The 23317-nt window shown below is 64.8% G+C and carries 23 protein-coding genes; 11 read left to right on the top strand and 12 right to left on the bottom strand.

Annotation, left to right across the window (positions count from 1 at the left end; translation table 11 throughout):
• Positions 1-36: 36 nt before the first annotated feature.
• The 5 genes from VZC37_RS04745 to VZC37_RS04725 all read right to left on the bottom strand — a co-directional run bounded on the left by VZC37_RS04745 (position 37) and on the right by VZC37_RS04725 (position 4982).
• Positions 37-1017, bottom strand: coding sequence for an MlaD family protein (locus tag VZC37_RS04745; RefSeq protein WP_330431253.1), 981 nt, complete (start codon positions 1015-1017; stop codon positions 37-39).
• Between the two features lie 17 nt (positions 1018-1034).
• Positions 1035-2081 carry an MlaD family protein gene (locus tag VZC37_RS04740; protein ID WP_330431252.1) on the bottom strand — a complete coding sequence of 349 codons (1047 nt, stop codon included), beginning with the start codon at positions 2079-2081 and terminating at the stop codon, positions 1035-1037.
• Positions 2082-2085: 4 nt separating this feature from the next.
• Positions 2086-2946, bottom strand: a complete 861-nt coding sequence (locus VZC37_RS04735) for an MlaE family ABC transporter permease (RefSeq protein WP_330431251.1) — start codon at positions 2944-2946, stop codon at positions 2086-2088.
• Positions 2947-2948: 2 nt separating this feature from the next.
• The gene (locus tag VZC37_RS04730; protein ID WP_431309349.1) at positions 2949-3683 is read right to left on the bottom strand and encodes an MlaE family ABC transporter permease; all 735 of its coding nucleotides are present in this window, start codon (positions 3681-3683) and stop codon (positions 2949-2951) included.
• A gap of 372 nt (positions 3684-4055) precedes the next feature.
• On the bottom strand, positions 4056-4982 hold the full coding sequence (locus VZC37_RS04725; protein WP_330431249.1) for a TIGR03619 family F420-dependent LLM class oxidoreductase: 927 nt from the start codon (positions 4980-4982) through the stop codon (positions 4056-4058).
• 170 nt (positions 4983-5152) lie between these two features.
• On the opposite strand from VZC37_RS04725, the gene VZC37_RS04720 reads away from it, so the two are divergent.
• Genes VZC37_RS04720 through VZC37_RS04705 form a run of 4 tightly spaced genes read left to right on the top strand, consistent with a single transcriptional unit; the run spans position 5153 to position 9333 of the window.
• The gene (locus VZC37_RS04720) at positions 5153-5878 is read left to right on the top strand and encodes an SDR family NAD(P)-dependent oxidoreductase (RefSeq protein ID WP_330431248.1); all 726 of its coding nucleotides are present in this window, start codon (positions 5153-5155) and stop codon (positions 5876-5878) included.
• 46 nt (positions 5879-5924) lie between these two features.
• Positions 5925-7022: a phosphotransferase family protein gene (locus VZC37_RS04715; protein ID WP_330431247.1), complete on the top strand. Its 1098-nt coding sequence runs from the start codon at positions 5925-5927 to the stop codon at positions 7020-7022.
• Entirely contained in the window at positions 7022-8398 is a 1377-nt protein-coding gene (locus tag VZC37_RS04710; protein WP_330431246.1) for a flavin-containing monooxygenase, read from the top strand. The genes VZC37_RS04715 and VZC37_RS04710 overlap by 1 nt, the downstream gene beginning before the upstream one ends.
• Positions 8395-9333 carry an alpha/beta hydrolase gene (locus VZC37_RS04705; RefSeq protein WP_330431245.1) on the top strand — a complete coding sequence of 313 codons (939 nt, stop codon included), beginning with the start codon at positions 8395-8397 and terminating at the stop codon, positions 9331-9333. Before VZC37_RS04710 ends, VZC37_RS04705 begins: the two co-directional genes overlap by 4 nt.
• A gap of 57 nt (positions 9334-9390) precedes the next feature.
• Here VZC37_RS04705 and VZC37_RS04700 read toward each other — a convergent pair whose 3' ends face one another.
• Genes VZC37_RS04700 through VZC37_RS04670 form a run of 7 tightly spaced genes read right to left on the bottom strand, consistent with a single transcriptional unit; the run spans position 9391 to position 16578 of the window.
• On the bottom strand, positions 9391-9807 hold the full coding sequence (locus VZC37_RS04700; RefSeq protein WP_330431244.1) for a PaaI family thioesterase: 417 nt from the start codon (positions 9805-9807) through the stop codon (positions 9391-9393).
• The gene (locus VZC37_RS04695; RefSeq protein WP_330431705.1) at positions 9804-10931 is read right to left on the bottom strand and encodes an NDMA-dependent alcohol dehydrogenase; all 1128 of its coding nucleotides are present in this window, start codon (positions 10929-10931) and stop codon (positions 9804-9806) included. Before VZC37_RS04695 ends, VZC37_RS04700 begins: the two co-directional genes overlap by 4 nt.
• A gap of 23 nt (positions 10932-10954) precedes the next feature.
• Complete coding sequence (locus VZC37_RS04690; RefSeq protein WP_330431243.1) at positions 10955-12577, bottom strand: class I adenylate-forming enzyme family protein; 1623 nt, start codon at positions 12575-12577, stop codon at positions 10955-10957.
• Complete coding sequence (locus VZC37_RS04685) at positions 12570-14105, bottom strand: class I adenylate-forming enzyme family protein (RefSeq protein ID WP_330431242.1); 1536 nt, start codon at positions 14103-14105, stop codon at positions 12570-12572. Before VZC37_RS04685 ends, VZC37_RS04690 begins: the two co-directional genes overlap by 8 nt.
• Positions 14105-14908 (bottom strand): enoyl-CoA hydratase/isomerase family protein, encoded by an 804-nt coding sequence (locus VZC37_RS04680; RefSeq protein WP_431309348.1) that lies wholly within the window; start codon positions 14906-14908, stop codon positions 14105-14107. Before VZC37_RS04680 ends, VZC37_RS04685 begins: the two co-directional genes overlap by 1 nt.
• Positions 14899-15702: an enoyl-CoA hydratase/isomerase family protein gene (locus tag VZC37_RS04675; protein WP_330431240.1), complete on the bottom strand. Its 804-nt coding sequence runs from the start codon at positions 15700-15702 to the stop codon at positions 14899-14901. The genes VZC37_RS04680 and VZC37_RS04675 overlap by 10 nt, the downstream gene beginning before the upstream one ends.
• A 57-nt stretch (positions 15703-15759) precedes the next feature.
• On the bottom strand, positions 15760-16578 hold the full coding sequence (locus VZC37_RS04670; RefSeq protein WP_330431239.1) for an enoyl-CoA hydratase/isomerase family protein: 819 nt from the start codon (positions 16576-16578) through the stop codon (positions 15760-15762).
• Positions 16579-16700: 122 nt separating this feature from the next.
• Here VZC37_RS04670 and VZC37_RS04665 point away from each other — a divergent pair, with 122 nt between their 5' ends.
• From VZC37_RS04665 to VZC37_RS04635, 7 genes are all read left to right on the top strand, one after another.
• Complete coding sequence (locus VZC37_RS04665; protein WP_330431238.1) at positions 16701-17396, top strand: hotdog family protein; 696 nt, start codon at positions 16701-16703, stop codon at positions 17394-17396.
• Entirely contained in the window at positions 17396-18592 is a 1197-nt protein-coding gene (locus VZC37_RS04660; RefSeq protein WP_330431237.1) for a CaiB/BaiF CoA transferase family protein, read from the top strand. The genes VZC37_RS04665 and VZC37_RS04660 overlap by 1 nt, the downstream gene beginning before the upstream one ends.
• A 16-nt stretch (positions 18593-18608) precedes the next feature.
• Positions 18609-19514, top strand: a complete 906-nt coding sequence (locus VZC37_RS04655) for an enoyl-CoA hydratase/isomerase family protein (RefSeq protein ID WP_330431236.1) — start codon at positions 18609-18611, stop codon at positions 19512-19514.
• 129 nt (positions 19515-19643) lie between these two features.
• Positions 19644-20831, top strand: coding sequence for a thiolase family protein (locus VZC37_RS04650; RefSeq protein ID WP_330431235.1), 1188 nt, complete (start codon positions 19644-19646; stop codon positions 20829-20831).
• Positions 20832-20840: 9 nt separating this feature from the next.
• Positions 20841-21602: a crotonase/enoyl-CoA hydratase family protein gene (locus tag VZC37_RS04645; protein ID WP_330431234.1), complete on the top strand. Its 762-nt coding sequence runs from the start codon at positions 20841-20843 to the stop codon at positions 21600-21602.
• 67 nt (positions 21603-21669) lie between these two features.
• A complete protein-coding gene (locus VZC37_RS04640) occupies positions 21670-22440 on the top strand; it encodes an SDR family oxidoreductase (protein WP_330431233.1) in 771 nt (256 codons plus the stop codon).
• Positions 22441-22455: 15 nt separating this feature from the next.
• On the top strand, positions 22456-23250 hold the full coding sequence (locus VZC37_RS04635) for an SDR family NAD(P)-dependent oxidoreductase (protein ID WP_330431232.1): 795 nt from the start codon (positions 22456-22458) through the stop codon (positions 23248-23250).
• Positions 23251-23317 lie beyond the last annotated feature (67 nt).

The raw sequence follows: 23317 nt of genomic DNA, 5'->3' as shown, positions 1-23317 counted from the left end.
CGAACCTCCGCCGTGAATCGTCACGCGTCCTGGATCTCACCCTGCTTTGCATACCGTGATCCTCTCGGCCTGCAGCAGCACCTGAATCTGTGGACTCGTCTCCGCGGCCCCGTGGCGACAGGTGTACTGCCCTGAGTCGGGCACCACTGCTGCCAGCGACTGCAGCAGTCCCGGTAGTCGGCGGAGGACCTCGACAGAACGTTCCGGTTCCGGGAACGTACGTCTGATCAGTTCATCGAGTGGTTGATTGGGATCGCCGGTCAGGCCGATCTGGTGCATCAGATCGTCGAGCGGATCCAGCACAGGCGGGATCTGATTGGCGAAGTCGATCAGCCCGGGAAGCTTTTCTTGAAGGCTGACGAACAGGGCGGTGAGCTGGGTGAGGAGGGTGACCAGGTTGGCCGACTTTCCGCCGATGCGATCCGAGATGTCTCGTAGATTCCGGACGAGGGTGGAGATGACTTGCTGGCGATCCTGTGCGTACTCGCCGAGGCGCCCGATCGCGTCGAGCGCAGGGCCGATTCCGTTCCCGTCGCCCTGAACCACGGAGAGGATGCTCCCGGCGAACTTGTTCAGTTCGTCCGGCGACAGGTCGGCGAGTACCGGCTGAAGTCCGTTGAACAGAGTCGTGATGTCGAAGGACGGGATGGTCTGGTCGGTGGCGACGACAAAACCGGCCGGGACCGGGGCTGCCGGCTCCTCGGGCGGCTGGACGTCGAGATATCGCTGCCCCGTGAGGTTCTGGTAGCGGATGGCGAGCGTCGCATCCTCGTCGATGGGCCGGGTGCGATCGGCGGTGAAGGTGACCCTCGCCTGAGCTCCCTGCAATGTCACGGCTTCGACCTTGCCGACCGCGACGCCGAACTCGCGGACGTCGTCGCCGGCGTAAAGCCCGCTCGCATCAGTGAACATCGCGTGGTACTCGGTGCCGTCACCCTCGACCGGACGCTCGATGGTTCGCAGCACCGCGAAGAGTACGACGATCATCACCGTCGCGAAGATTCCAAGCCGCACCACCAGCCCTGCTGTGGACCTCACCTGCCGGGCCCCGTTCCGCCGTGCGCAGAAGGCGTGAGATCCAGAGCCAGTGCGAGCCTGAGCACCGGCCCCGCTGGTGAATCACGGAAGCTGCGGGAGAGTCTGTCGAGCAGTGTGCGCAGATCACCCGCGGTGACGCTCGGAGTTCCGACGCTGTGTGCAAACGCGTTGAGCATCGGCGGCGGGAGCTGCGCGAGGTCGTGATAGTAGGGACGGATGTCGCGGAGCATCTCTGCCACCCCCGGGATGAGCCCGTTCGCCAGCATCCCTGTGGTCGCGTCGAATCTCTCGCGATTCTCCGGAGACTTGAGATAGGGCTGTTTGTAGACGACGTCGAGTAGGTGAAGAATCCCGGACAGGGTTGGCGGAGCCCCTTTGAATCCTTCGCCGAAACCGCGCAGGATGGGAGAGAATGGCACCTCCTGCGTCCGCCACACCGTGGCGCTGACCCCGACGATCATCTGGATCATCGGGGTGAACTCCTTGGAGTTTCTTGCCACCTTGTCCACAAGCTCCGTGAACTGCGGCGTGAGTACCCGGTCGGTAAGCGCGCCGAGACCCTCCAGCATCGTCGACATGGTGGCATCGTCGACCCGACCCCGCTGGGCGCCGGTCAGGTCGATCGTGGCTCCATTACGCAACGGGAACTCGGCCGCATTCGCCTCGACCGCATCGCGCAGCGAGATCTGGGTGATACCGAACAGGTTCGCCGGAGCAAAGTCGATCGACATCTGTTCGGTGAGCCCGCGCACGTCCTCGGCGGCGAGGTCGATGGTCAGGAACTGCTCGTCATCGCGTCGCTCGATGGTCCTCACCGACCCCACCTTGACCCCGTGACGCCAGACCTCGGTGCCGGTTTCGATTCCGGCGCCGATGGTTTCGGTGATCAGAGTGATTCGAAGGTCGCCCGGACCGGGTTCGTCGGAGTCGGGCAGTACCCGCCACGCGGCGATGGCGAGCACAGCCACCAGAACGAACGCGATGCCGAGTACCCGGGCACTGTGCTGCTCTGTGTTGACGCCGACGAGAATGTGTTTGGCCATGTGATCATCCGGTGAAGGTCAACGGGGACTTGAATCCCCAGAGTGCGATGGTGGCGACCATGTCCAAGGCGATGATCACGACCAGGCTGGCCCGGATCGCGCGCCCGGAGGCGGCCCCCACCCCTTCTGGGCCGCCGGTTGCGAAAAAGCCCTGATAGCAATGGATCAAGATCACTGCGACAGTGAAGATGAACACCTTGATGACCGCCGCAATGATGTCCCATCCGCTCACGAACTGGGAGAAGTAGTGGTTGTAGACGCCGCTTGCCTCCTGGTGGAACGTCGTCACGATCACTTGCGCCGAGAAGTAGCCGATGATGAGCGCGACCAAGAAGGTCGGAACCATCGCCACCACCCCGGCGATGACGCGTGTGGTCACGACGAAGCCGACCGAGCGCACACCGAGCGCTTCGATGGCATCGATCTCCTCGGAGATCCGCATGGAGCCGATCTCCGCGGTCATCCGACAGCCTGCCTGTGCGGCGAAGCCGACACCCGCAGCAATCGGCGCCATTTCACGCGTGTTCGCAAACGCGGAGATGACTCCGCTGAGTGGGCCGAGCGACACCAGATTGAGAGCGGTGTAGGCCTCGATTCCGATGGATGCGCCCACCGCGGCACCGAGTACCGCCATGAGCACGACGGTCCCGCCGCCGACGATGAGTGATCCTCGGCCCCAAGTCATGTCGGTTATCGTCCGCATCGTCTGCGGCCGATAATGTCGCAATGTGAAAGGTATCGACGCGAGCGCCTGCCAGAAGAACGCGATCGCATATCCGATCGTGTCGAGCGTTGTGCCGAGTCGGATGCGACGTGACACCCACGCCAAGGGCCGCAGGGGCTTCGGTGAATAGGGGGAAGCCATTCTCACCCGATTCTCATCGGGAAGAACATGGCGACGACCTGCGTGATCGCGGTGTTGGCAACCATGGTGGCGACGACGGAGAGGACCACGGCGGCATTGACGCCGTCGGCGACGCCCCGCGGTCCACCGCGCGCCTCGAGCCCGCGTTGGCACGCGATCACCACCACCAGGAACCCGAAAACCCAGGATTTGATCAACGATACCCAGACATCGACGTCGGAAGTGAAGGCGCCGAACGACATCCAGTAACTGCCCGGAGCGACACCGAGAAACGACACGGCGACGACGTAGCCGGCGACGATGCCGACCGCGACGATCAGGATGTTCAGCAGCGGCGCGACGATCAGCGTGGCCACGACCCGCGGCACGACCAATCGGCTGATCGGGTCGACTCCCATGACCCGCATCGCGTCGACTTCTTCGCGAATCGTTCGAGCTCCCAGATCCGCGGCGATGGCTGCCGCACCGGCACCGCCCAGTAACAATCCGGTTGCCACGGGGGCGCCCTGTTTGATGACGCCGGTTCCTCCGGCCGCGCCGATCAAGGAGTTCGCGCCGAGTTGATATACGAGATTGCCGACCTGTGCCGACACGATGACCCCGAACGGAATCGCCATCAGGATGCCGGGAATCGCCGTGACCGACACGATGAACCACGCTTGGCGAAGCGTTTCCCGCCATTGAAACCGTCCGTGGACGAGGTCGTCGAAGCCCACGGTCACCGTGGACACAGCCATGCGGGTGGCGCGGCCGAAGGTGTCGATACTGGTCGCGATGCGACCGCGGCGGGCCGGCTGGGTGACCGGCAGTACGAACTTGTCCTGCCGGGCATCGCGGAGTTCGTCTCCATCGACGGCCGACTCGTTCGACGTGTGGAGCGGAGGCTGCGGTCCGAGGTCTGTGGTGGCCATCCATCCCCTCCGCTTGCTGTGGTGCTCCGCGCGACCCATCGACGTGCGTGATCGGGCTGTTCATGCGGGTAGTACCACTCCGCGTGTCGTCACATTCACCGTCGGGTGTGAACCGTACCACTAACCGAAGGGTTTGCGGTAGAGCTTTCGGTACATCTGTCCAAGTGCTGTCGGCGGGTATCTAATGGGGCTTCGTTGTCACTCGATGAACATCTCGCCGAACCGTCTGATGTAGCTCAGGGCGGCCCGCGGGCTCGAGCCGTCCGCGTGGATCACCACCCAGGTGGCTCCCCGGCGACCGAGGTCGGCGAGGAAGTCTCGCGCGCCTCGTACAGACGCGGCGTCGCTCAGATCTGTCGGCGGACAGACCACCTGCACGTCGATCGACTCCGGGTCTCGTCCCGCGTCGGCCAGTCGCTTCCGGAGTACCGCCAGCTCGTCGGAGAACTGATCGGGCGTCGAGATGGTTGCGGTGCGGATCGCCGACGCCATTGCCTCGCCGGTGATCAGCGGCATCCATCCCTGCCCGTGTTCGACGACTCGTCGAATCGCCGCTCGGCTGTTGCCGCCGATCCAGATCGGCGGGTGGGGGCGCTGCGTCGGACGCTGTGCCGACACTGGGCCGATCGCGCCGAAACCGTTGCCGTGAACGGGCATTTCGGGGTCGGTCCAAATGGAGCGAACTGCTTCGAGCGACTCGTCGAGCAGCGCTGCTCTGCGTTCGAAGTCGACTCCGACTGCGGAGAACTCCGAACGCAGATAGCCTGCGCCGACTCCCGCGATCAGCCGGCCGCCCGAGATGAGGTCGAGGCTGCCGAGTGCCTTCGCCGTCACGTAAGGGTTGCGGAACGGCAGGACGTACAGGTTCGTGAGCAGCGCGATCTCGCTGCTCACGCCGGCCATGAAGCTCAGCGCGGCAACGGGGTCGAGCGTCTCGTGACCGCCGTTGGCGCGCCACTTGACCGACGGTGCGGGATGGTCGCTCAGTGCGACGCCGGCGAACCGCGAGTCCTCCGCTTGTGCGACGACATCTCGGATCACCTTCGGATGCAGGAACTCGTCGGGCGCGGCCGGCAACTCACTCGGATACTCGAGGACGAAACGCATCGGGGCGGTCTGTGTCATGTTCTCCCCCTCTTGCACGCCCGGATGGGCGATGTGCGGTCGATGTTTCAGCATTTGGGCCAGGCCATTCGTTCCCGCCTTGTCGCCACGGAAGGCTCAGGTCGCTTCGGCCAATTGTGCCGAAAATATTGCGGTATGTATTACAGTTGGCGCGATACAGCCGCAACGCGATGACGTTGATCACAGGGGGAACGGTGGCCGAACTCCGAGAGCTCGCCGGGAAGCAGGCCATCGTGACCGGTGTCACGGACGCCGCGGCCGTACAGGAAACAGTGGACGATGTGGTGGATTCCGCAGGCCGACTCGATCTCATGTTCGACAACGCAGGGATTGTCCTCGGAGGTGACACCGAGTTGCTTTCGCCGGAGCAGTGGAACGCGATCATCGACGTCAACGTCCGAGGAGTCGTGCATGGTGTCGCTGCGGCATACCCGCACATGGTCCGTCGCCGTGGCGGGCACATCGTGAACACGGCGTCCGCGGCGGGTTTGATGGCCGCCGGCCGACTCGCCAGTTACGTGATGTCCAAGCATGCGGTCGTCGGTCTGTCGTTGGCCTTGCGTTCCGAGGCAGCCGCTCACGGCGTGGGCGTCACCGCGCTCTGTCCCGGGGCGGTGGAGACGCCGCTGCTGGACAAGGGCTGGGTCGGTGGGGTCGACGGTCGCGAATTCTATCGGATGGGCCAGGGCGGTGGTGGCTTCTACCCGGCGGACCGGCTTGCCGACGCAGCGTTGAGATCGGTCGTGCGCAACAAGGCGCTCCTCGTCGTACCCCGTCGGGTCCGGCTCGGCTGGGCGCTCCATCGTTTGTCGCCGGCGCTCCTGCAGCGACTCGCGGAGCGCTTTCTCGCCGAACAGCGAGCGGCGCATCCATCCCTGACGAGAGGAAACTTGTGATGAGACGGCTCATCCCATGGTCTCACCGTGACCGGAGAACGCTCTCATGGACACGGTGACCTCGATCCCTCGCGGGCCCGAAGATCTCAGCGGGGAATGGCTCTCGCACGTCCTAGGTGGCCACGGTCATCGCGTGGAGATGACCGCGCTGACGGTGGAGTCGATCGGAACGGGACAGGTGGGGGCCACTTTTCGGGTCACCCCGACCTACGCGCACCGACCCGTTGGTCTTCCGGACACCTTTGTGGTGAAACTTCCTGCCGCCGACGAGTCCGTGCGCAACTCGGTGACGTTCGGCTACCGCAGCGAGTGTGCCTTCTATTCGGCGGTGAACGAGCTCGTCGCCGTTCCGGCGCCGGAGTGCTATCACGTGGACGTCAGTGCCGACGCATCCGACTTCGTCCTGGTCCTCGCCGATCAGGTCGGAGCGGCGCAGGGCGACCAACTCGCCGGATGCCAACTGGATGCGGCGGTGCTCGCGGTCCGTGCGCTCGCCGGGTTGCATGCGCCGACGTGGAACGATCCGGTGTGGCGCGATTTTGATGGCCTCGCGTTCAATCTTCGTGATGATGCCGCCAAGCGGGGGCTCGGTGACTTCGCGAAGATGAGTGTTGACCCCGCGCTGGCGGTCGTCGGTGCCGAACTCGCGCCCGAGGACCACGAGACACTCGCAGCGACGATGAATGCAGTCACCGATTGGCTGTTGTCCGAACCGGCTCCGTTCACGCTGTTGCACGGAGACTTCCGCCTCGACAATCTCCTGTTCCATCAGGATGGGAAGAGTCTGGCGGTGGTCGATTGGCAGACGCTCGGCCTGGGGCTGCCGACGCGCGACCTCGCCTATTTCATCGGAACCAGCGTCGAGATAGGGGTTCGGCGGACGGTCGAGCGTCGACTGGTCGATAGTTACCACGACGAACTCCTCGCTGGGGGAGTAACCGACTATTCGCGCAGTCAGTGTTGGGAGCACTACCGGCTGGGAATGATCCAGTCGCTTCTGATTCCCTGCATCGCAGTCGCCACCGCCACCGCGACCGACCGGGGATCCGAGATGTTCGTGACCATGATCCGACGTGGCTGCGCAGCGATTCGTGACCTGGAGACGCTGGCGCTCGTCGGTGCCCCGACACATCCTGAGGAGTGATGGTGGAGAGAGCATTGCGGCACGCCGCGATCATCGGAGCCGGGATCAGTGGGCTCACCACCGGAAAGATGCTGGGAGACTACGGTGTTCCCTATACGACATTCGAATCGTCTGATCGCATAGGTGGCAACTGGGCGTTCGGCAACCCCAACGGTCACAGCAGCGCGTACCGATCGCTGCACATAGACACATCGAGACATCGGTTGTCTTTCAAGGACTTCCCGATGCCCGAGCATTATCCGGACTTCCCGCATCACTCCGAGATCAAGGCATACCTGGACGACTATGCGGCGGCGTTTGGACTGCTCGACAACATCGAGTTCGGCAACGGCGTGCAGCACGCCGCCCGGACGACCGACGGGCGCTGGTGCGTCCGGGACCAGAGGGGAGACGACCGGGAGTTCGACTTCCTGGTGGTGGCCAACGGGCACCATTGGGACCCGCGCTTTGCAGAGTTCCCCGGGGACTTCGCCGGACAAACCATCCACTCGCACGACTACATCGATCCGCGTACACCGCTCGATCTCAGCGGAAAGCGAATCCTGGTCGTCGGGATCGGCAACAGCGCGGCCGACATCACCGTGGAACTCTCATCGAAATCGCTCGACAACGCGGTGACCCTGTCGACACGATCCAGCGCATGGATAGTGCCGAAGTACATCGCGGGGAGACCGGGCGACGCATATTGGCGTACCACGCCCCATCTCCCGTTGGGGCTCCAGCGCAAGGCATTGCAGATGATGATGCCGCTGATGGGCACCGACCCCACGCTCTACGGCCTCCCACCGGCGAATCACAAATTGTTCGAGGCCCACCCGACCCAGTCCGTCGAGTTGCCACTGCGTCTGGGGTCGGGAGACGTCACACCCAAGCCCAATGTCTCGCGTCTCGACGGTGACACGGTGTACTTCGAAGACGGCACCAGCAGTTCGTTCGACGTGATCGTCTATGCGACCGGCTACGACATCACTTTCCCGTTCTTCGACCCGGAGTTCGTCAGCGCACCCGGCAACCACATCCGGTTGTACAAGCGGATCTTCAAGCCCGGTATCGACAACCTGGCGTTCGTCGGATTCGCCCAGTCGGTTCCCACGCTGTTCCCCTTCGTCGAGTGTCAGTCGAGAGTGGTGGCCGCCTACGCGGTGGGCAGATACGATCTTCCGCCCATCGACGAGATGGAGCGGATCATCGACTCCGACCAGCAACTACACAACGGCCACACCACCGAGAGCCCACGCCACACCCAACAGGTGGACTACTTCGTGTACGAGCACGACATCAGAACTCGTGAGCTACCGCTCGGGGCCAAACGCGCGGCGGTCCGCGGATTCACCACACAGGCCCCGACGTCCCGACCATTGCAGGACATCCGATGACGCGCACCGATAGGACGTTTGCCAGCGGTACCGATCTGTGCGAGGCGTGGTATTTCACCGCGCACGACGAGCGGCTCGCGAGTGCCGCGGGCCGACCGATCGTGGTGATGGCTCACGGATTCGGGGGCACCAAGGACTCCGGCCTCGAACCGTTCGCCGAACGCTTTCGAGCCGCCGGTCTCGACGTGTTGGCGTTCGACTATCGCGGCTTCGGGCGGTCGGCTGGTTCCCCACGACAATCGATCTCGATCAGGCGACAGATCGAGGACTACCAGTCGGCGGTGGACGCGGCGAGGTCGACAGCCGGGGTCGATCCCGATCGTGTGGTCCTATGGGGTTCGTCGTTGTCCGGTGGACACGTGATGCGGGTGGCGGCCGACGACGGCAACGTCGCCGCCGTGATCGCCCTGACGCCGATGACCAACGCAGCCGGTGCCGCCACGGCGACCAGAGGACTGCGCGAACTGATGACGCCGCTGCGGTGGTTGTTCTCCGGGCTGCGCAGCCGCCTGCGGGTATCGAGCGGCGCGCGGCCCATCACCATGCCGATCGTCGGACCACCGGGAACCGACGGTGCGATGACCGCCCCGGGAGCGTACGAGAGCTACCTGGCCATCGCCGGACCGTCCTGGCGGAACGAGATCGATACGTCGGTGGGCTTGGAGATCGCGGGAGTGCGGACGACCGATGCGGCCAGGCGACTCAGGTGCCGACTCCTGGTCCAGATAGCCGATTTCGACCGGTACTTCTCGCCGCATGTCATGGCGAAGACAGCCGTCCTGGGCCGAGCGCAGGTTCATCACTATCCGTGTGACCATTTCGACGTGTGGCCGCATCATGACTGGTTCGACCATGTCGTCGACGACCAGGTCGCATTCTTGATACGCGCGCTCGCCGATACCGACGCTCGAACCGTTCACCCCCCGGGATTGTGATCGTCCGCCAAATGCAAAGGGGGAGGATCAGAATGCCTGGGAAGAACCGGGAGCAGTTCACCTACGGCGCTCTGGGTTGACGTTGGCGAAGTTGACGGTTGCGACGGCGGCCAACTTCATCGAGTCCGTGGCGTATACGTCGACCTGCACGACCACCGAACGACGTCCGTCGTGGATGATTCTCGATCTGGCATGCGCGGAACCGGCGGTCACGGGTCGCAGATATCGGATGTTCATGTCCGAGGTGACCGCTCCGTCATCCGGGGCGCGCCCGTCGACGACGTGCTGACCGGCCACCACGTCGATCAGGGTGGCGATCAGGCCACCTTGAATGCCTCCGCGTGTGTTCACCACGTGTGGCGCGGCGGGTAGTTCGACAACGAGCTCGTCGCCCTCCCGACGGGCCTCACCGAACCCGATCTGTGCGAACAGTTCGTGGATGCCGGCCGCCGGCGCCGGGCTCGATGTGCTCAACGGTCCGCATCCGTGAATCTGATGACTCCACGAAGGTTTCGGCCCTCGACCATGTCGTGGTAGCCCTCGTTGATCTGGTCGAGCCGATATTCCCGCGTCACCATGTCGTCGATACGGAGATCGCCCAGCTTGTACAAAGCCAAGGTCTCAGGGATGTCAAGGTGTGGATTTCCGCCACCGAAGACGCTGCCCCGCAGGTTCTTCTGGGTCATGGACAGCAGTGAGAGATTGAGTGTGGCCTCGCTGGCGGTGACGCTTCCCATCCCGGCGACGACGCAGGTTCCGTTCTTCGCAGTGAGCTGCAGCCACGACTCCACTTCGCGACCATCGCATCTGCTGACGGTGACCAGGACTGTCTTGCACATTCGTCCCGCCGTCAGCTCCGAGATGGCCGAAGCGGCTGCTTCCAGCGTCGAGAACGTCTCCGTTGCGCCGAATTTCTGTGCCTGCTCCCGCTTCCACTCATCGGGATCGATGACGAACACCCGTCGGGCACCCGAGAGCAGCGCGCCCTGCAGTGCCGCCGACCCGACGGCGCCCGCCCCGATCACCGCGACGTCGTCGCCCGGCCGGATGTCAGCGGTGTGCACGGCCGCGCCATAACCGGTCGTCACGCCGCAGCCCACCAGACAGGCGATCTCAAAGGGTATGGAGGGATCGATCTTCACCACGGAGGTCTGGTGGACCACGGCGTAGGGCGCGAACGTCCCGAGCAGCGACATCGGATGGACCCCCTCTCCGCTGGCCTGAACGCGGAACTGCCCGTCGGCGATGGCCCGCCCACCCAGCAGGTTGGCCTCCACGTCGCACAGGTTGCGGTTGCCCGACTGGCACGATCGGCACTTTCCGCAGGAGGGAATGAACGACATCACCACATGGTCGCCGATCGCGAAATCCTCTACGCCGGCACCGACGCCGATCACGACACCTGCACCTTCATGCCCGCCGAGGATCGGGAAACGGGCGTCGGGGACGTCGCCGGCGACCACGTGATGATCGGAGTGACATAGACCCGACGCCTCCAATTGCACCAGCACCTCACCCTTACGGGGTTCACCGATCTCGATCTCCTCGATCGACCATGGTTGACCTGCCTGCCGGATGACCGCCCCCCGGGTCCGGATCACGCCGGACTTCACGTCTCTACTCATGACACCTCCGACTTTTCGGTCCCGGCGGCGGCCGGGATGGCAACGCGTGACTGACTTCCCTTACAGCAGAGCAGCTTTCGGAGATCGCCTGCCTTCACCTTGCCAGTGCCCCCGCGGGGGATCTCGTCGTCGGAATCGAGCACCAGCCAAACGGTGGGCACCTTGAAAGAACTCAGCACCTGGCGCGCCGCCGAGCGGAGCTGCCCGGTGGTGAACCCGGATCGCGAGACCACCACGGCACCAACCTGGGGTCCGGACGCGCCGTCGATGTGGGTGACGAATGCGTTGTCGATCCCCTCGATGGACTTCAGAGCCGCCGCGACCTCACTCGGGTACACGGTGGCGCCGCTGATCTTCACCATGTCGTCGGAGCGGCCGTGGTAGAAGAGAAAGCCATCGTCGAGGTGGCCGAGGTCGCCGGTGGGGTAGAAACCGTCTGCGGTGAAGACCTCCTCCCGACCGCGCTGGCAGATCCCGCGCAGGACATGAGGTCCGCGCAGCAGGATCTCGCCCGTGGCGCCGTCCGGGAGCGGCAGAGCAGACTCCGGGTCCGCGATCCTGACCTCCATGCTGTGGAAGGGCTTCCCGCAACTTCCCCACGCAGACCGGGGCATGTCGGTGTCGGCAGGATATCCGCAGTACGGGCCGAAGGATTCGGTCATGCCGAACAGATTGGCGCGGGCACCCGGTTGCGAACGTTCGGCAAGGGGCAACAGCGCTTCGAGGCTGCCCACCTGTAGCGAGGACAGGTCCGCATCGATCTTCGCTGCTGTGTGGGCCAGCGCAACCGCTTGGTCCGGCCAGCCTCTGAAGTGGGTGACGCGTTCCCTCTCGAGTAGGCGCAGGGTGGATTCGGCTTCGGGAACCTCTTCGGTGACCAGCGTCGCGCCGGCGAGCAAAGCCGACACGATCCCGGAGCCGAAGCCACCGACCCAGAAGAACGGCATGGGCAGGTAGAGACGAGTCTGCGAATCGATAAGTCGGTCCGGGAGCCCTGCGGCCACGGCGCCCAGGGCGCTGCGGTGAGAGTGCACGACGCCCTTGGGGGCTCCGCTGCTTCCGGAGGTGAAGATGATCGCCATCGTCGCGTCGGGGGTGACAGTCTTTGCCAATGCGTCCACCACCGTGCGAGTCTCCGGAAAACGCTGCGCGCGGAACACCGTTGCCGGAGACCATATCCGGCGCAATGCGGGCACCTCCGGGTTGGTGACGCCTCCAGGAAGCAGTGTCGGTGTCCCCAGCGCGGCCGAGAGTTCGTCGAGGTACCGGTGCCCGCGGAACTCCTCGACGGAGATCAGGTGCGCGACGCCCGACACCTTGAGCTGCGCGGCCAATTCGCGGCCGGTCAACAGCGTGCTGAATGGGACGATGACCGCACCGATCCGGGTCACTGCAAGCGCGATCTGTACCCAGCGGGCATTGTTGGGCATGATCAGCCCGACCCGCGTGCCCGGGCCGATACCGGCTTCGACGAACGTGGCCGCGAGCATCCGGGTGGACTCGTCGAGCTCTCGATAGCTCACCCGTTCCGTAGGGTCGATCACCATCGGTTTGTCGGGGTGCGCGATCGCCTGTTCGCGGATCAGTGACGCGATGGTCACCTGCGGTGACTCAGACATCATCGCCTCCGTTATCGAAATGTCCTGTCTCGAAATACCTGTGCACCTCGCCGAGGTCCGCCTTGCCCGACGGGGTCCGGGGAATCGCGTCGACGATGTCGAAGCGGGTCGGGATCTCATAGCGAGCGAGCCGGTCCGACAGATACTCGACAAGGTCGTCGGGTGTCGCCGTCGAGCCGGTCCGGAGTTCGACCATCGCAACCGGGGCGGCACCGAGCCGCTGGTCGGGCAGTCCGATGATCGCGCATCCCTCCACCGACGGATGGCTCTCCAGAGCCGCCCGCACGTCTTCGGGGATCACCTTGAACCCGCCACGAATGATCGCCTGATCGGCGCGGCCGAGGATCCAGAGAAATCCGTCGGCATCGATGCGGGCCAGGTCGGTCGTGGCCACCCAGTCCGCCCCGGGACCGAGCTGGGCAGGTCTGACTTCGAGAAGGCCCACTCGATCCGGGCCCACGTCCTCACCGGAGTCGTCGACGACCCGCATCTGCGCCCCCGGGTTCGCCCGTCCCACGCTGCCCCGCTTGGCCGTCCAGTACAGTCGATGGTCGTCGAGTGTCCATCCAGCAACGCCACCTCCGAATTCAGTTGCGGCATAGGACGTGAGTACCGGGATACCGAATTTCGCCGTGAACGCGTCCGCGTCTTCTGCAGACAGCGGTGCGGTTCCCGAGGTGACCACACGAATGCTCGCGAGGTCATCGCGGGACAGCTCGGAGTGCAGCACCATGCGCACCGCGGTCGGAACGAGCGACACCGCGCGTGGCCGATACAGGCGCACGGCGTCGGCCCAGGAATCGAGGTCGAATCTCGGCAGCAGAACGTACGGGCGTGCGGCGACTATGCATTGGAGCGTGCGGAACACGCCACCGATGTGCACGAGCGGCGCGTTGACGATGGCCACTCCCGAACTCAGGGTCTGGGGAGTCCTGTCGTCGGATTCGGTACCGAGCACGCTGTGGGCGAGCATGTCGTAGGTGAGATCGATCCGCTTCGGCGGCCCGGTGGTCCCGCTGGTGAGCATGCGTATCGCGACTCCCGGAGGCGACTGGTCCGGAACGCCGGATGACGCGGCTGCTGTCGTGACGACGGGAGCGGTGGCGACATCGGCGATCGTGACGACGGTCGTCGATTGCTCCTCGACCAGGTTCGACAGGTCGTCCGCTGTGCCGATGACGATCGGGAGGGTCAGATTCCGAATGTCCTCGCGGGTGCGGGAATCACCGCGGGAGGGGTTGATCGCCACCACACACCCGCCGGAGAGCAGAACGCCCAGGAACGTGGCGACCTGCACCGGAGTGTTGCGCAGGAGAATGCCCACCTGGGGTGCGTCGCCGCCGTGCTCGCCGACCAGTTCCTTGATCTGCGTGGCGAACCCGGCGATCTGGCCCCACGAGGTCCATCGACCATCGAACTCGATCGCACCGGCCCCCGGGTCGATGGCCAGCACGTCGGAGATGCGACGTGCGAGTCGGTGTGTCCTGGCGTCGATGAGTCCGGGTTCGGTCATCAGCGGTTCGGTCATCAGCGGTTCCTGGGAGTCGATAACTGTGGTGCACTCGTCAGTTCGGACTTGGCGATCGGATTGCCGAGGCGCGTGTAGATCAACCCCTGGTCCATCGCGGCCCGGTAGGGCTTGTCCAGGGACTCCCAGATGGCCTTCACCGTGCCCTGCGTCGCCGTCGGTGGGTTGGCCGCGATGGCAGTCGCGATCTCGTGAGCTCTGGCCCAGAGTGCGTCGGGTTCGGTGATCTCCGACACGAGACCGATCCTCAGCGCGGTCTCCGGACCGACGCGTTCGTCGTTTCCCATCAACGCGATCCGCAATGTCTCGCCGAGCCCGATCCGTCGCATGAGACCGATGGGTTCGAGGGCCGACACCAGACCAGCGGTGACGTGCGAGTCGAAGAACGTCGCCTGTGTCGAGCAGATCACCACGTCGGCCTCGTTCACGAAGTAGAGGGCTCCGGCGGTGCACATGCCTTGGACGGCGCACACGACCGGCTTCCACATCTTCTGCCACTTCGGACTCAACAACTCACCCGGATCCTCGTGATTCCAGATGTTGTCCGGCTGTCCGTACGACTGTTTCACGTCGAGGCCGGCACTGAATGCCCGGTCGCCCGCGGCGCGCAGCACGACCGCATGCACCTTGTCGTCGAACTTGAGGAGATGCCAGGCGCGCTGCATCTCATGACACATCGTCCGATCGAAGGCGTTGAGCCGGTGCGGCCGGTTGAGGGTGATCGTGGCGACGCGCGTGTCTTCATCGACGTCGAGCACGATCGTCTCGAAGTCCGTTGATTCGGTGGCGGAGGTCATCGGCATTGCCATTGCGCCGGGCGCTTCTCGACGAACGCGCGGGGACCCTCGAGTGCGTCCTCGGTCCGCGTCACCCGTTCCCGGAAGGACTCCGCCAGCATCTCCGCCTCGTGAAGCGGGAGATCGAGACCCTTGAGTATGGCCAGGCGAGTACCGCGAACGGCCAACGGGGCGTTGCTGTTCACGATGTCGGCGATCGCATGGGCTCGTTCGACGAGCTGATCGTGTTCCACGACCTCGCTGACCATGCCGAGATCGAGTGCGCGGTCGGCGCTCATGCGTTCGTGCTTTCCCATCAGCGCCATTCGCAACGCGACGGATCGGGGTAGCACGCGGGCGAGCCGGACCACTTCCCGGCCGGCCACGAGCCCGATGCTGACGTGCGGATCGAAGAACGTCGCCTTGTCGGAGGCGATGACGATGTCGCACGTGGTGACCCAGTCGAGGCCGGCGCCACAACAGATCCCGTTGATGGCCGCGATGACCGGCTTCGCCGTCGTCCGAAACGGGGGAGTGCCCTCCTGTGGTGCCTCCCACTGCTCATATGTCGACAGGTATGGCCGTTCATTGACCACCTTTCCGTCGCCAGGGATCTCCTTGACATCGGCACCCGTGCAGAAGGCGCGCCCGCTCCCGGTGACGATGAGCGTCCAGACCTGGTCGTCGTTCTCCGCCGCGGCGTAGGCGGAACGCAACTCCGTGATCATGTGCGGACTCAACGCGTTGAGCGCATCGGGACGGTTCAACGTGACCGTGGCGGTATGACCGTCGACTTCGTATTTGATCGTGTCGAACGACATCCGTATTCCCTTTCGTCGAAGGCCTGCCGACTTCGTGGGCCGGTGGGGATCGTGTGGTCAGCGTCCGCTGAATCCGGGGGCCCGGCGTTCTCGGAATGCCGCGAGGCCCTCCTTGAAATCGTGGGTACGGCAGGAAATCTCCAGAGCGCGCAGTTCCGAGTGCATCGCTTCCGCGAGGGACCCGCCATGGCTGTGGTTGATCGCGTCCTTGGCGAATCCCAATGCGACCGTGGGCCCGTCGGCGAGCCGGTCGACGAGCTCGCCCGCGGCGGCGTCGAGGTCGTCGGCCGCAACGCAGTCGTGTATCAACCCCCAGTCGGCCGCCTCCGGGGCCGCGACCTTCTCGCCCAGCAGGAGCATCCGTCGCGCACGGGCGACACCGACCAGCCGGGGCAGCAGCCAGGTGGAGCCGGAGTCGGGGCTGAATCCTCGTGCCGTGAACGGTTCCCAGAACACGGCGTCGTCGGCGGCGACCGTGAAGTCGGCGACCAAGGCGAGATTGCAACCGAGACCGACGGCCCAACCGCGAACCGAGCACACCACCGGCAGGTGTATGTCGGCCACGAGCTCGATGATCCGGTGTGCCGTGTGCGGGATACGGCGGACGAGGTCCCCGGACCGCGGGCGGCGGTCGCCGCTGTTGGTGGCCACCCAGTCCGCACCGCCGCAGAAGTCCGACCCGCTGCCGGTGATGTGAACTGCGCGCAGCGAGTCGTCGGAGGCTGCCGCGGTGAGAGCGTGGACCACGGTCTCGACCATGTCCGGCGTCATCGCGTTGCGTGCGGCGGGCCGGTCCAGGCACAGGCGCAGGACTGCGGCGTCTCGCTCCACGTGTACAGCGCCTGTTCGTCCTGTTGCACCGACGTTCCCGGTCACCGTTGTAACCACACCTTTCGCAGCAATACTGTTAACTATACGGTAGGTCCTACCGTTAAGGTTCACACAACCTAGCAAGGAATGTCGACAGGCGGAACAGGAACCGCAGGAGAAGAGGGCAGATGGTGCAGGACGAGCACTCGACCGTGGCAGGGACCATCGACGGCCGCCCTCCGGCATTGCGATTCGGCGAGGACCCCCTCCCGCAGACACGTACGGCCGCGGCGGCCCTGCGGCGCATGGCCGGACTGCTCGTCTCGCTGGAGCACGAGCATCCCACGGTCGACGCGATGATCGCTGCGCTCGCTTCGTGGGAGGACGACCTCGTGCTCGCGGCACCGCGCGATCCACGGCCCCGATTCGGTCCCGACCAGACCGACGACCAGCGCGTGTACCTCGACCACGCATTCGACCCCGGGTCGTTCAATCCCACCTTCCCGGAGTACTGCTTCGAGCGGATCGAGCCGGATCACGCTCGAGGTGAGGTGCACTTTCCGGTCGTGTTCGAGGGGCCACCGGGCCTTGTCCACGGAGGTGTGCTGGCCTCGTTCATCGACTGCGTCGTCCAGCACCACAACTGTGCCGTGGGTAGCGCCGGCAAGACCCGCACACTCACCATGTCCTACCGGCGCCCGACGCCACTGCTCACCAGTCTCGACTTCGACATCACCAGGGAAGAGACGGCGCGCGGGCTCCGCTCCACCGCGCGGGTGCTGCTGGACGGACACGTTGTGTGCTCCGGCGAGCTGGATTCGGTCGCGATGTCGGCCGAACAACTGGCCGCCCGCGATTTCGGTCGACGGCGGGGACCGGCGTGATGACGGACGAGGCCGCCGACAACGGCACACCGCGGGGCCCCCGTCCGCTCGAGGGCGTCCTCGTGGTCGCGATGGAGCAGGCGGTCGCGGGGCCGTTCGCCACCCGTCACATGGCTGATCAAGGTGCTCGCGTGATCAAGATCGAGCGGCTCGACGGCGGCGACTTCGCACGCGGATTCGACACGTTGGCCAGCGGGTTGGGCGCACACTTCACCTGGCTCAACCGCACCAAGGAGTCACTGGCGTGCGACGTCAAGTCGCCACATGGCAAGTGGGTCTTGGATGCGTTGCTCGCACGTGCCGATGTCTTCCTCCACAATCTGGCGCCCGGTGCGGCAGCCGATCTCGGATTCGGTGCCACCGAACTCAGCGAAACCCACCCGCGCCTGATCGTCTGCGAGATCTCCGGTTATGGAACCGGCGGACCCTATGACTCCCGACGCGCGTATGACCTGTTGATCCAGAGCGAGGCCGCGGTCGTGTCGGTGACCGGGACGATGGACGAACCGATCAAACCGGGTATCGCGATCGCCGACATCGCCGCCGGTTGCTATGCATACTCGTCCGTGCTCACCGCGCTCCTCGCGCGCGAACGGACGGGACGCGGATGTGTCCTCGAGGTGAGCATGCTCGACGCGGTCGCCGAGTGGATGGGCTACCCGGTGACGGTGGCTCGGCACGGGTCGGTGCCGCAGATGGTCACCGGCATGAGCCATCCGGCGATCGCCCCATACGACGCCTATCGACTCGCCGACGGCAGCCGGATCGCGGTGAGCGTGCAGAACGATCGCGAATGGATTCGTCTGGCGCGGTTGGTACTGGGGCGGGAGGACCTCGCCGAAGATCCTCGATTCGCCACCAACGGTGCGCGTGTCGAGAACCGGGCCGAGGTTGACGGAATGGTTGCGGGCAGGCTCTCGGAACTCGACTTCGCAGAGGCCGAGAAGGTGCTGCTCGACGCCGGACTCGCCTGCGCAAAGATCAACTCGGTTGCCGACCTCGTCGATCATCCACAACTGGTTGCGCGCGGCCGATGGGTCGAGGTCGATTCACCGGTCGGCGTTGTGCCGTCGATGCTGCCGCCTGCCTCCAGTTCGGCCTGGGATGTGGCGCTGGGGCCCATCCCGGATCTCGGCGCCGACAACGAGCGCGTCCTCGCCGAACTGGGCATTGCCGACATCAGTCAGACAGCTTGAGCAGAAAGGAATCACCATGGCCGACGCCAATGGCGCCGACAACCGGGTGTTGTTCGATCTCGACAAAGACAGCCGGATCGCGACCATCACATTCAACAATCCAGGACAGCGCAATTCCTATGACAAGGCAATGCGCGACGACATCGCGCGATGCCTCGACATCGTCGTCGAGGACGACGACATCACCGTTGTCCTGCTCCGCGGTTCGGACGGTGTCTTCAGTACCGGTGCCAACATGAACAACGCTTACGGCTGGTACGGCGGCGAACGCAATGGATCCGCCGGTGATGATGCGCGCGCTCGGAGCCGGCCCAGCCAACGGCGACGACTGATAGTGGACCGCAAGACATTCGACTTCTATCACGAGTTCCTCGGGTTCCCGAAGGTCACCGTCGGTGAGGTCAGTGGCTACGCGCTGGGCGGCGGATTCGAGATGGCGCTGATGACCGATATCTCGGTGATCGCCCGCGATACGCGAATAGGAATGCCGGCCACCAGATTCCTCGGCCCTGCGCTCGGCAGCCTACACATGTTCTTCCACCGCCTGGGACCGGTGCTGGCACGCCGTCTCCTGTTGACCGGCGACATCGTCGACGCTGCGTCCGTCGAGCATCTCGGTGTGTTCACCGAGACCTGTGACCGAGCCGACGTCCAGGACCGGGCGCGCTACTGGGCCGAGAAGGCGGCCAAGATGCCCGCCGACGGTGTTGTCATCGCCAAGGAGGCATTTCGGCTCGTCGAACAGAGTCAGGCCTACCAGGGCGAAGAGGTGGCGAGCTATCTGTTCCACGCGTTCGGCACCAACCTGCAGTTCTCGGCCGGAGAGTTCAATTTCGTCAAGACGCGCGCCGAGCACGGGACGAAGGAGGCGTTTCGACTCCGCGACGAACACTTCCACGTACCGGAGCCGGACAGGTCTTGAGAAGGGGGCAGAAAAAGTGACCGGAAGCATATACTGTTGTAATTACGGTAAATGATATGGTCTGCCGTGAGGCCCATCCGAGTACCACCCCGCTGCGATCGCAGCCCGTCCATGTGAGGTCGTAACCAGATGTCCGCACCCGTCATCGTCGGCGCCACCCGTACGGCTATCGGGCGCTCCTTCAAAGGAACGCTCGTCAACACCCCAACCGAACAACTCGCCACGGCGATTCTCCCCGAGGTCATTCGGCGATCGGGCGTCGACCCATCGGACGTGAACGACGTCATCTTCGCCGAGACCAATTACGGCGGTGGCGACGTGGCCCGGTACGCCGCCGTAGCCAGCGGCATGGATGATGTTCCCGGCCAGGCGGTGAGCCGTCACTGCGCGGGCAGCCTGACGGCCATCGGAAACGCCGCGGCCCAGGTCGGTTCGGGCATGGAGAACGTCGTTGTCGCCGGCGGGGTGCAGTCCCTGTCGACGGGTCCGCTGATGAAATGGCGTGTGCCCACGCCCGGCGGCGAGATGACTTTCACCGAGCCCTGGATCCCCCCGAGCCACCCCGAGACCCCTGATGCGCCGACGATGGACATGGCGATCACCGTCGGCTGGAACACCGCGCAGAGGGTGGGGATCTCCCGGGAGGAAATGGACGCATGGGCGGTCCGTTCACACGAGCGTGCCATAGCGGCCATCGATGAGGGCAGATTCGTCGACGAGATAATGCCTCTGAAGGTGCAGCTCCCGGACGGCTCGATGGTCGACTTCACCGTCGACGAGTTTCCGCGGCGAGGGACGTCGATGGAGAAGCTCGCATCACTTCCGGTGCTGCATCCGGAGATCGATGGCTTCTCGATCACCGCCGGAAACAGCAGCGGGATGAACGATGCGGCCGCTGCGGTCACCGTTGTCAACGACGAGTACGCGTCGGCACACGGTCTCGACGCCATGGCATCTGTTCGCGCATGGGCATCGGTCGGAGTCCCGCCCCGTGATTGTGGTCTCGGCGCGGTGAAGGTCATCGGACCAGCACTCGAGCGTGCGGGACTCGAGGTCTCCGACGTCGCGCTGTGGGAGATCAACGAAGCGTTCGCGTCGGTCCCGATCGCGGCCTGCCGCGAGCACGGCATCGACGAGGACCTGGTCAACGTCTCCGGCAGCGGCTGCAGCCTGGGGCACCCGATCGCGGCATCTGGCGCCCGGATGGTGACGACCCTGATCTACGAACTGAAACGGCGCGGCGGCGGAATCGGTGTCGCCGCGATGTGCGCCGGCGGTGGCCAGGGTGGCGCTGTCGTCATCGAGGTCAAAGGCTGAGAGGAAATCATGTCCGACGAGGTGGAACTCGAGCGCCGTGGGCGCATCCTGATCATCACCATCAACCGGCCGCAGGCGCGGAATGCCATCAACCGTGCCGCCAGCCAGGCCATCGCCGACGCCGTCGACCAACTGGACGAGGATCCGGGCCTGTCGGTCGGGATCATCACCGGCTCCGGTGGAAACTTCAGTGCCGGGATGGATTTGAAGGCGTTTGCGGCCGGTGAGGTGGTCGCGATCGAAGGCCGGGGGATGGGATTCACCGAACGGCCACCGGTGAAGCCGATCATCGCCGCTGTCGAGGGGTACGCGCTGGCGGGTGGTACCGAGATGGTCCTCGCGGCCGACCTGATCGTTGCCGGACGCTCGGCGAAGTTCGGCATCCCCGAGGTGAAGCGGGGTCTGGTGGCCGGAGCGGGTGGCTTGTTCCGTCTGCCCGAACGGATTCCGTATCAGAAGGCGCTCGAACTCGCGTTGACGGGTGATAGGTTCACCGCCGACCAGGGTGAGCGTTATGGCCTCATCAATGTACTCACCGAGGATGGCGATGCTCTGGACGGGGCGATCGCGCTGGCCGAACGGATCACCGAGAACGGTCCGCTGGCCATCGCCGCGACCAAGGAGGTCATCGCGAAGTCGCGGAGCTGGAGCGAAGACGAGAAGTGGCAGAAGCTGATCGAGACGATCGTGCCGGTCTTCGCGTCCAAGGATGCACAGGAAGGTGCAGCCGCCTTCGCAGAGAAGCGCAGGCCCAATTGGAGCGGTACCTGACCGGCGTCCACGGGGCTGAGTGTGAGTGGACATATTCGAGTATCACCATCCTGCTGAGGAGAGATCAATGTCATTTGAGGGTGAAGTCGTTCTGGTCACCGGTGGTGCCGGAGGGCTGGGAGCCGCGACCGTTCGCAAGTTGCATGCCGAGGGGGCTGCAGTCGTCATCGCCGACGTGAATGACGCACCGGCGCAGAAACTGGCCGATGAGTTGGGTAACAAGGCCGTGTATGTGCGCACCGATGTTCTCGACGACGACTCGGTGAATGCCGCCCTCGCCAAAGCCGATGAGCTGGGCACTCTTCGGTATGCCGTTATCGCCCACGGGGGGACCGGCGTACTGGAGAAGGTCGTCAACCGGGATGGCACCCCCCACACCAGCAAGGGATTCACCGACACCCTCTCGCTCTATCTCGTCGGCACGTTCAACGTGCTCCGACTGACCGCGGCAAAGCTGGCCGCGCAGGACAAGAAGGCGAACGGGGAACGTGGTGCGATAGTGATGACGAGTTCGATCGCCGGCTACGAGGGCCAGATGGGGCAATCCGCGTACTCGGCGGCCAAGGGCGGTGTCATCTCATTGACGCTGACCGGGGCGCGTGACCTCAGCTCGGTTGCCATCCGCCTCAATAGCATTGCCCCCGGCACCATGCGCACTCCACTCCTGGAGATGCTCGGGGACGAGGCCCTGGACAAGTTCGCGGCCAACATCCCGTTCCCGAAACGTCTCGGTAGCCCGGATGAGTTCGCGGGCCTGGCCCAGTATCTGCTCGAGAACACCTACATGAACGGTGAAGTCGTCCGGATCGATGGCGCCCAGCGCTTCGCACCGCGCTGAAAGGCGCAGCCGCAGATGGATCTGGGACTGGCCGGAGCCGCGGTGGTCGTGGCGGGCGGTGGTCGAGGCATGGGCCGCGCCGCCGCCCGTTGCTTCGCAGACGACGGTGCACGCGTCGCGGTCCTGGCCCGGACGCGACGAGATCTCGACGAGACGGTGGATGACCTCGGTCGTCGCGGCAGTCCGGATCCGGTCGGGCACCAAGTGGACGTCCGCGACGATGCCCAGGTGGCAGAGGTGTTCGCCGACCTCCGCTCTCGGTGGGGTGAAGTGAATGTCCTGGTGAATGCCGTCGGCCCCGACGTGCGAGGGACCGTCGAGGATCTCACCGATGACCAGTGGAGGGTCGCCTTCGAGGACGGTGTACTCGGCATCGTCCACTGCGTCCGTGCCGCGCTCCCGTTGCTGCGCAAGGCCGGGTGGGCCAGGATCGTCAACTTCTCGGCGAGTTCAACACAGCGACAAACGGTGTCCCTCGCTGCCTATACCGCCGCCAAGTCGATGGTCACGAGCCTCTCGAAGAACTTGTCGCTGCAACTCGCTGCGGACGAGATCATGGTGAACGTGGTGTCACCGGGCAGCGTGGCGTCGGACTCCCTGATCGCCTGGGCACGTTCGGTGGGCGTGGACACCGCAGATCCGTACGCGTTGATGTCGGCGATCACTGAACATTTCGGTCATCCTGCACATCTCCCACGGGCAGGTCTGCCGGAGGAGATCGGTCCGGTGGTCGCGTTCCTGGCGTCTCGTCGCAACTCGTACATGACCGGGGCCAACATCAACGTCGACGGTGGCTCCGACTTCACCTGATCCGGCGCCCTGCCGACCTCACCCACGAATCCGTCGACCATACCCACTATGGGAAGTCGGCGGACAC

Source organism: Gordonia sesuvii, from assembly GCF_036350415.1.
Classification (GTDB): domain Bacteria; phylum Actinomycetota; class Actinomycetes; order Mycobacteriales; family Mycobacteriaceae; genus Gordonia; species Gordonia sesuvii.
Note: the sequence above shows the minus strand (reverse complement) of the source record. Positions and strands in the feature narration are given on the sequence as shown.

Excerpts from the sequence above, each read along its gene's own strand:
- VZC37_RS04720 (WP_330431248.1), top strand. The coding sequence starts at position 5,153 with ATGACGTTGATCACAGGGGGAACGGTGGCCGAACTCCGAGAGCTCGCC.
- VZC37_RS04685 (WP_330431242.1), bottom strand. The coding sequence starts at position 14,105 with ATGACCGAACCGCTGATGACCGAACCCGGACTCATCGACGCCAGGACA.
- VZC37_RS04645 (WP_330431234.1), top strand. The coding sequence starts at position 20,841 with ATGTCCGACGAGGTGGAACTCGAGCGCCGTGGGCGCATCCTGATCATC.
- VZC37_RS04665 (WP_330431238.1), top strand. The coding sequence starts at position 16,701 with ATGGTGCAGGACGAGCACTCGACCGTGGCAGGGACCATCGACGGCCGC.
- VZC37_RS04740 (WP_330431252.1), bottom strand. The coding sequence starts at position 2,081 with ATGGCCAAACACATTCTCGTCGGCGTCAACACAGAGCAGCACAGTGCC.
- VZC37_RS04725 (WP_330431249.1), bottom strand. The coding sequence starts at position 4,982 with ATGACACAGACCGCCCCGATGCGTTTCGTCCTCGAGTATCCGAGTGAG.
- VZC37_RS04640 (WP_330431233.1), top strand. The coding sequence starts at position 21,670 with ATGTCATTTGAGGGTGAAGTCGTTCTGGTCACCGGTGGTGCCGGAGGG.
- VZC37_RS04675 (WP_330431240.1), bottom strand. The coding sequence starts at position 15,702 with ATGTCGTTCGACACGATCAAATACGAAGTCGACGGTCATACCGCCACG.
- VZC37_RS04690 (WP_330431243.1), bottom strand. The coding sequence starts at position 12,577 with ATGTCTGAGTCACCGCAGGTGACCATCGCGTCACTGATCCGCGAACAG.
- VZC37_RS04680 (WP_431309348.1), bottom strand. The coding sequence starts at position 14,908 with ATGCCGATGACCTCCGCCACCGAATCAACGGACTTCGAGACGATCGTG.
- VZC37_RS04730 (WP_431309349.1), bottom strand. The coding sequence starts at position 3,683 with ATGGCTGTGTCCACGGTGACCGTGGGCTTCGACGACCTCGTCCACGGA.
- VZC37_RS04660 (WP_330431237.1), top strand. The coding sequence starts at position 17,396 with ATGACGGACGAGGCCGCCGACAACGGCACACCGCGGGGCCCCCGTCCG.
- VZC37_RS04710 (WP_330431246.1), top strand. The coding sequence starts at position 7,022 with ATGGTGGAGAGAGCATTGCGGCACGCCGCGATCATCGGAGCCGGGATC.
- VZC37_RS04635 (WP_330431232.1), top strand. The coding sequence starts at position 22,456 with ATGGATCTGGGACTGGCCGGAGCCGCGGTGGTCGTGGCGGGCGGTGGT.
- VZC37_RS04650 (WP_330431235.1), top strand. The coding sequence starts at position 19,644 with ATGTCCGCACCCGTCATCGTCGGCGCCACCCGTACGGCTATCGGGCGC.
- VZC37_RS04655 (WP_330431236.1), top strand. The coding sequence starts at position 18,609 with ATGGCCGACGCCAATGGCGCCGACAACCGGGTGTTGTTCGATCTCGAC.
- VZC37_RS04705 (WP_330431245.1), top strand. The coding sequence starts at position 8,395 with ATGACGCGCACCGATAGGACGTTTGCCAGCGGTACCGATCTGTGCGAG.
- VZC37_RS04715 (WP_330431247.1), top strand. The coding sequence starts at position 5,925 with ATGGACACGGTGACCTCGATCCCTCGCGGGCCCGAAGATCTCAGCGGG.
- VZC37_RS04735 (WP_330431251.1), bottom strand. The coding sequence starts at position 2,946 with ATGGCTTCCCCCTATTCACCGAAGCCCCTGCGGCCCTTGGCGTGGGTG.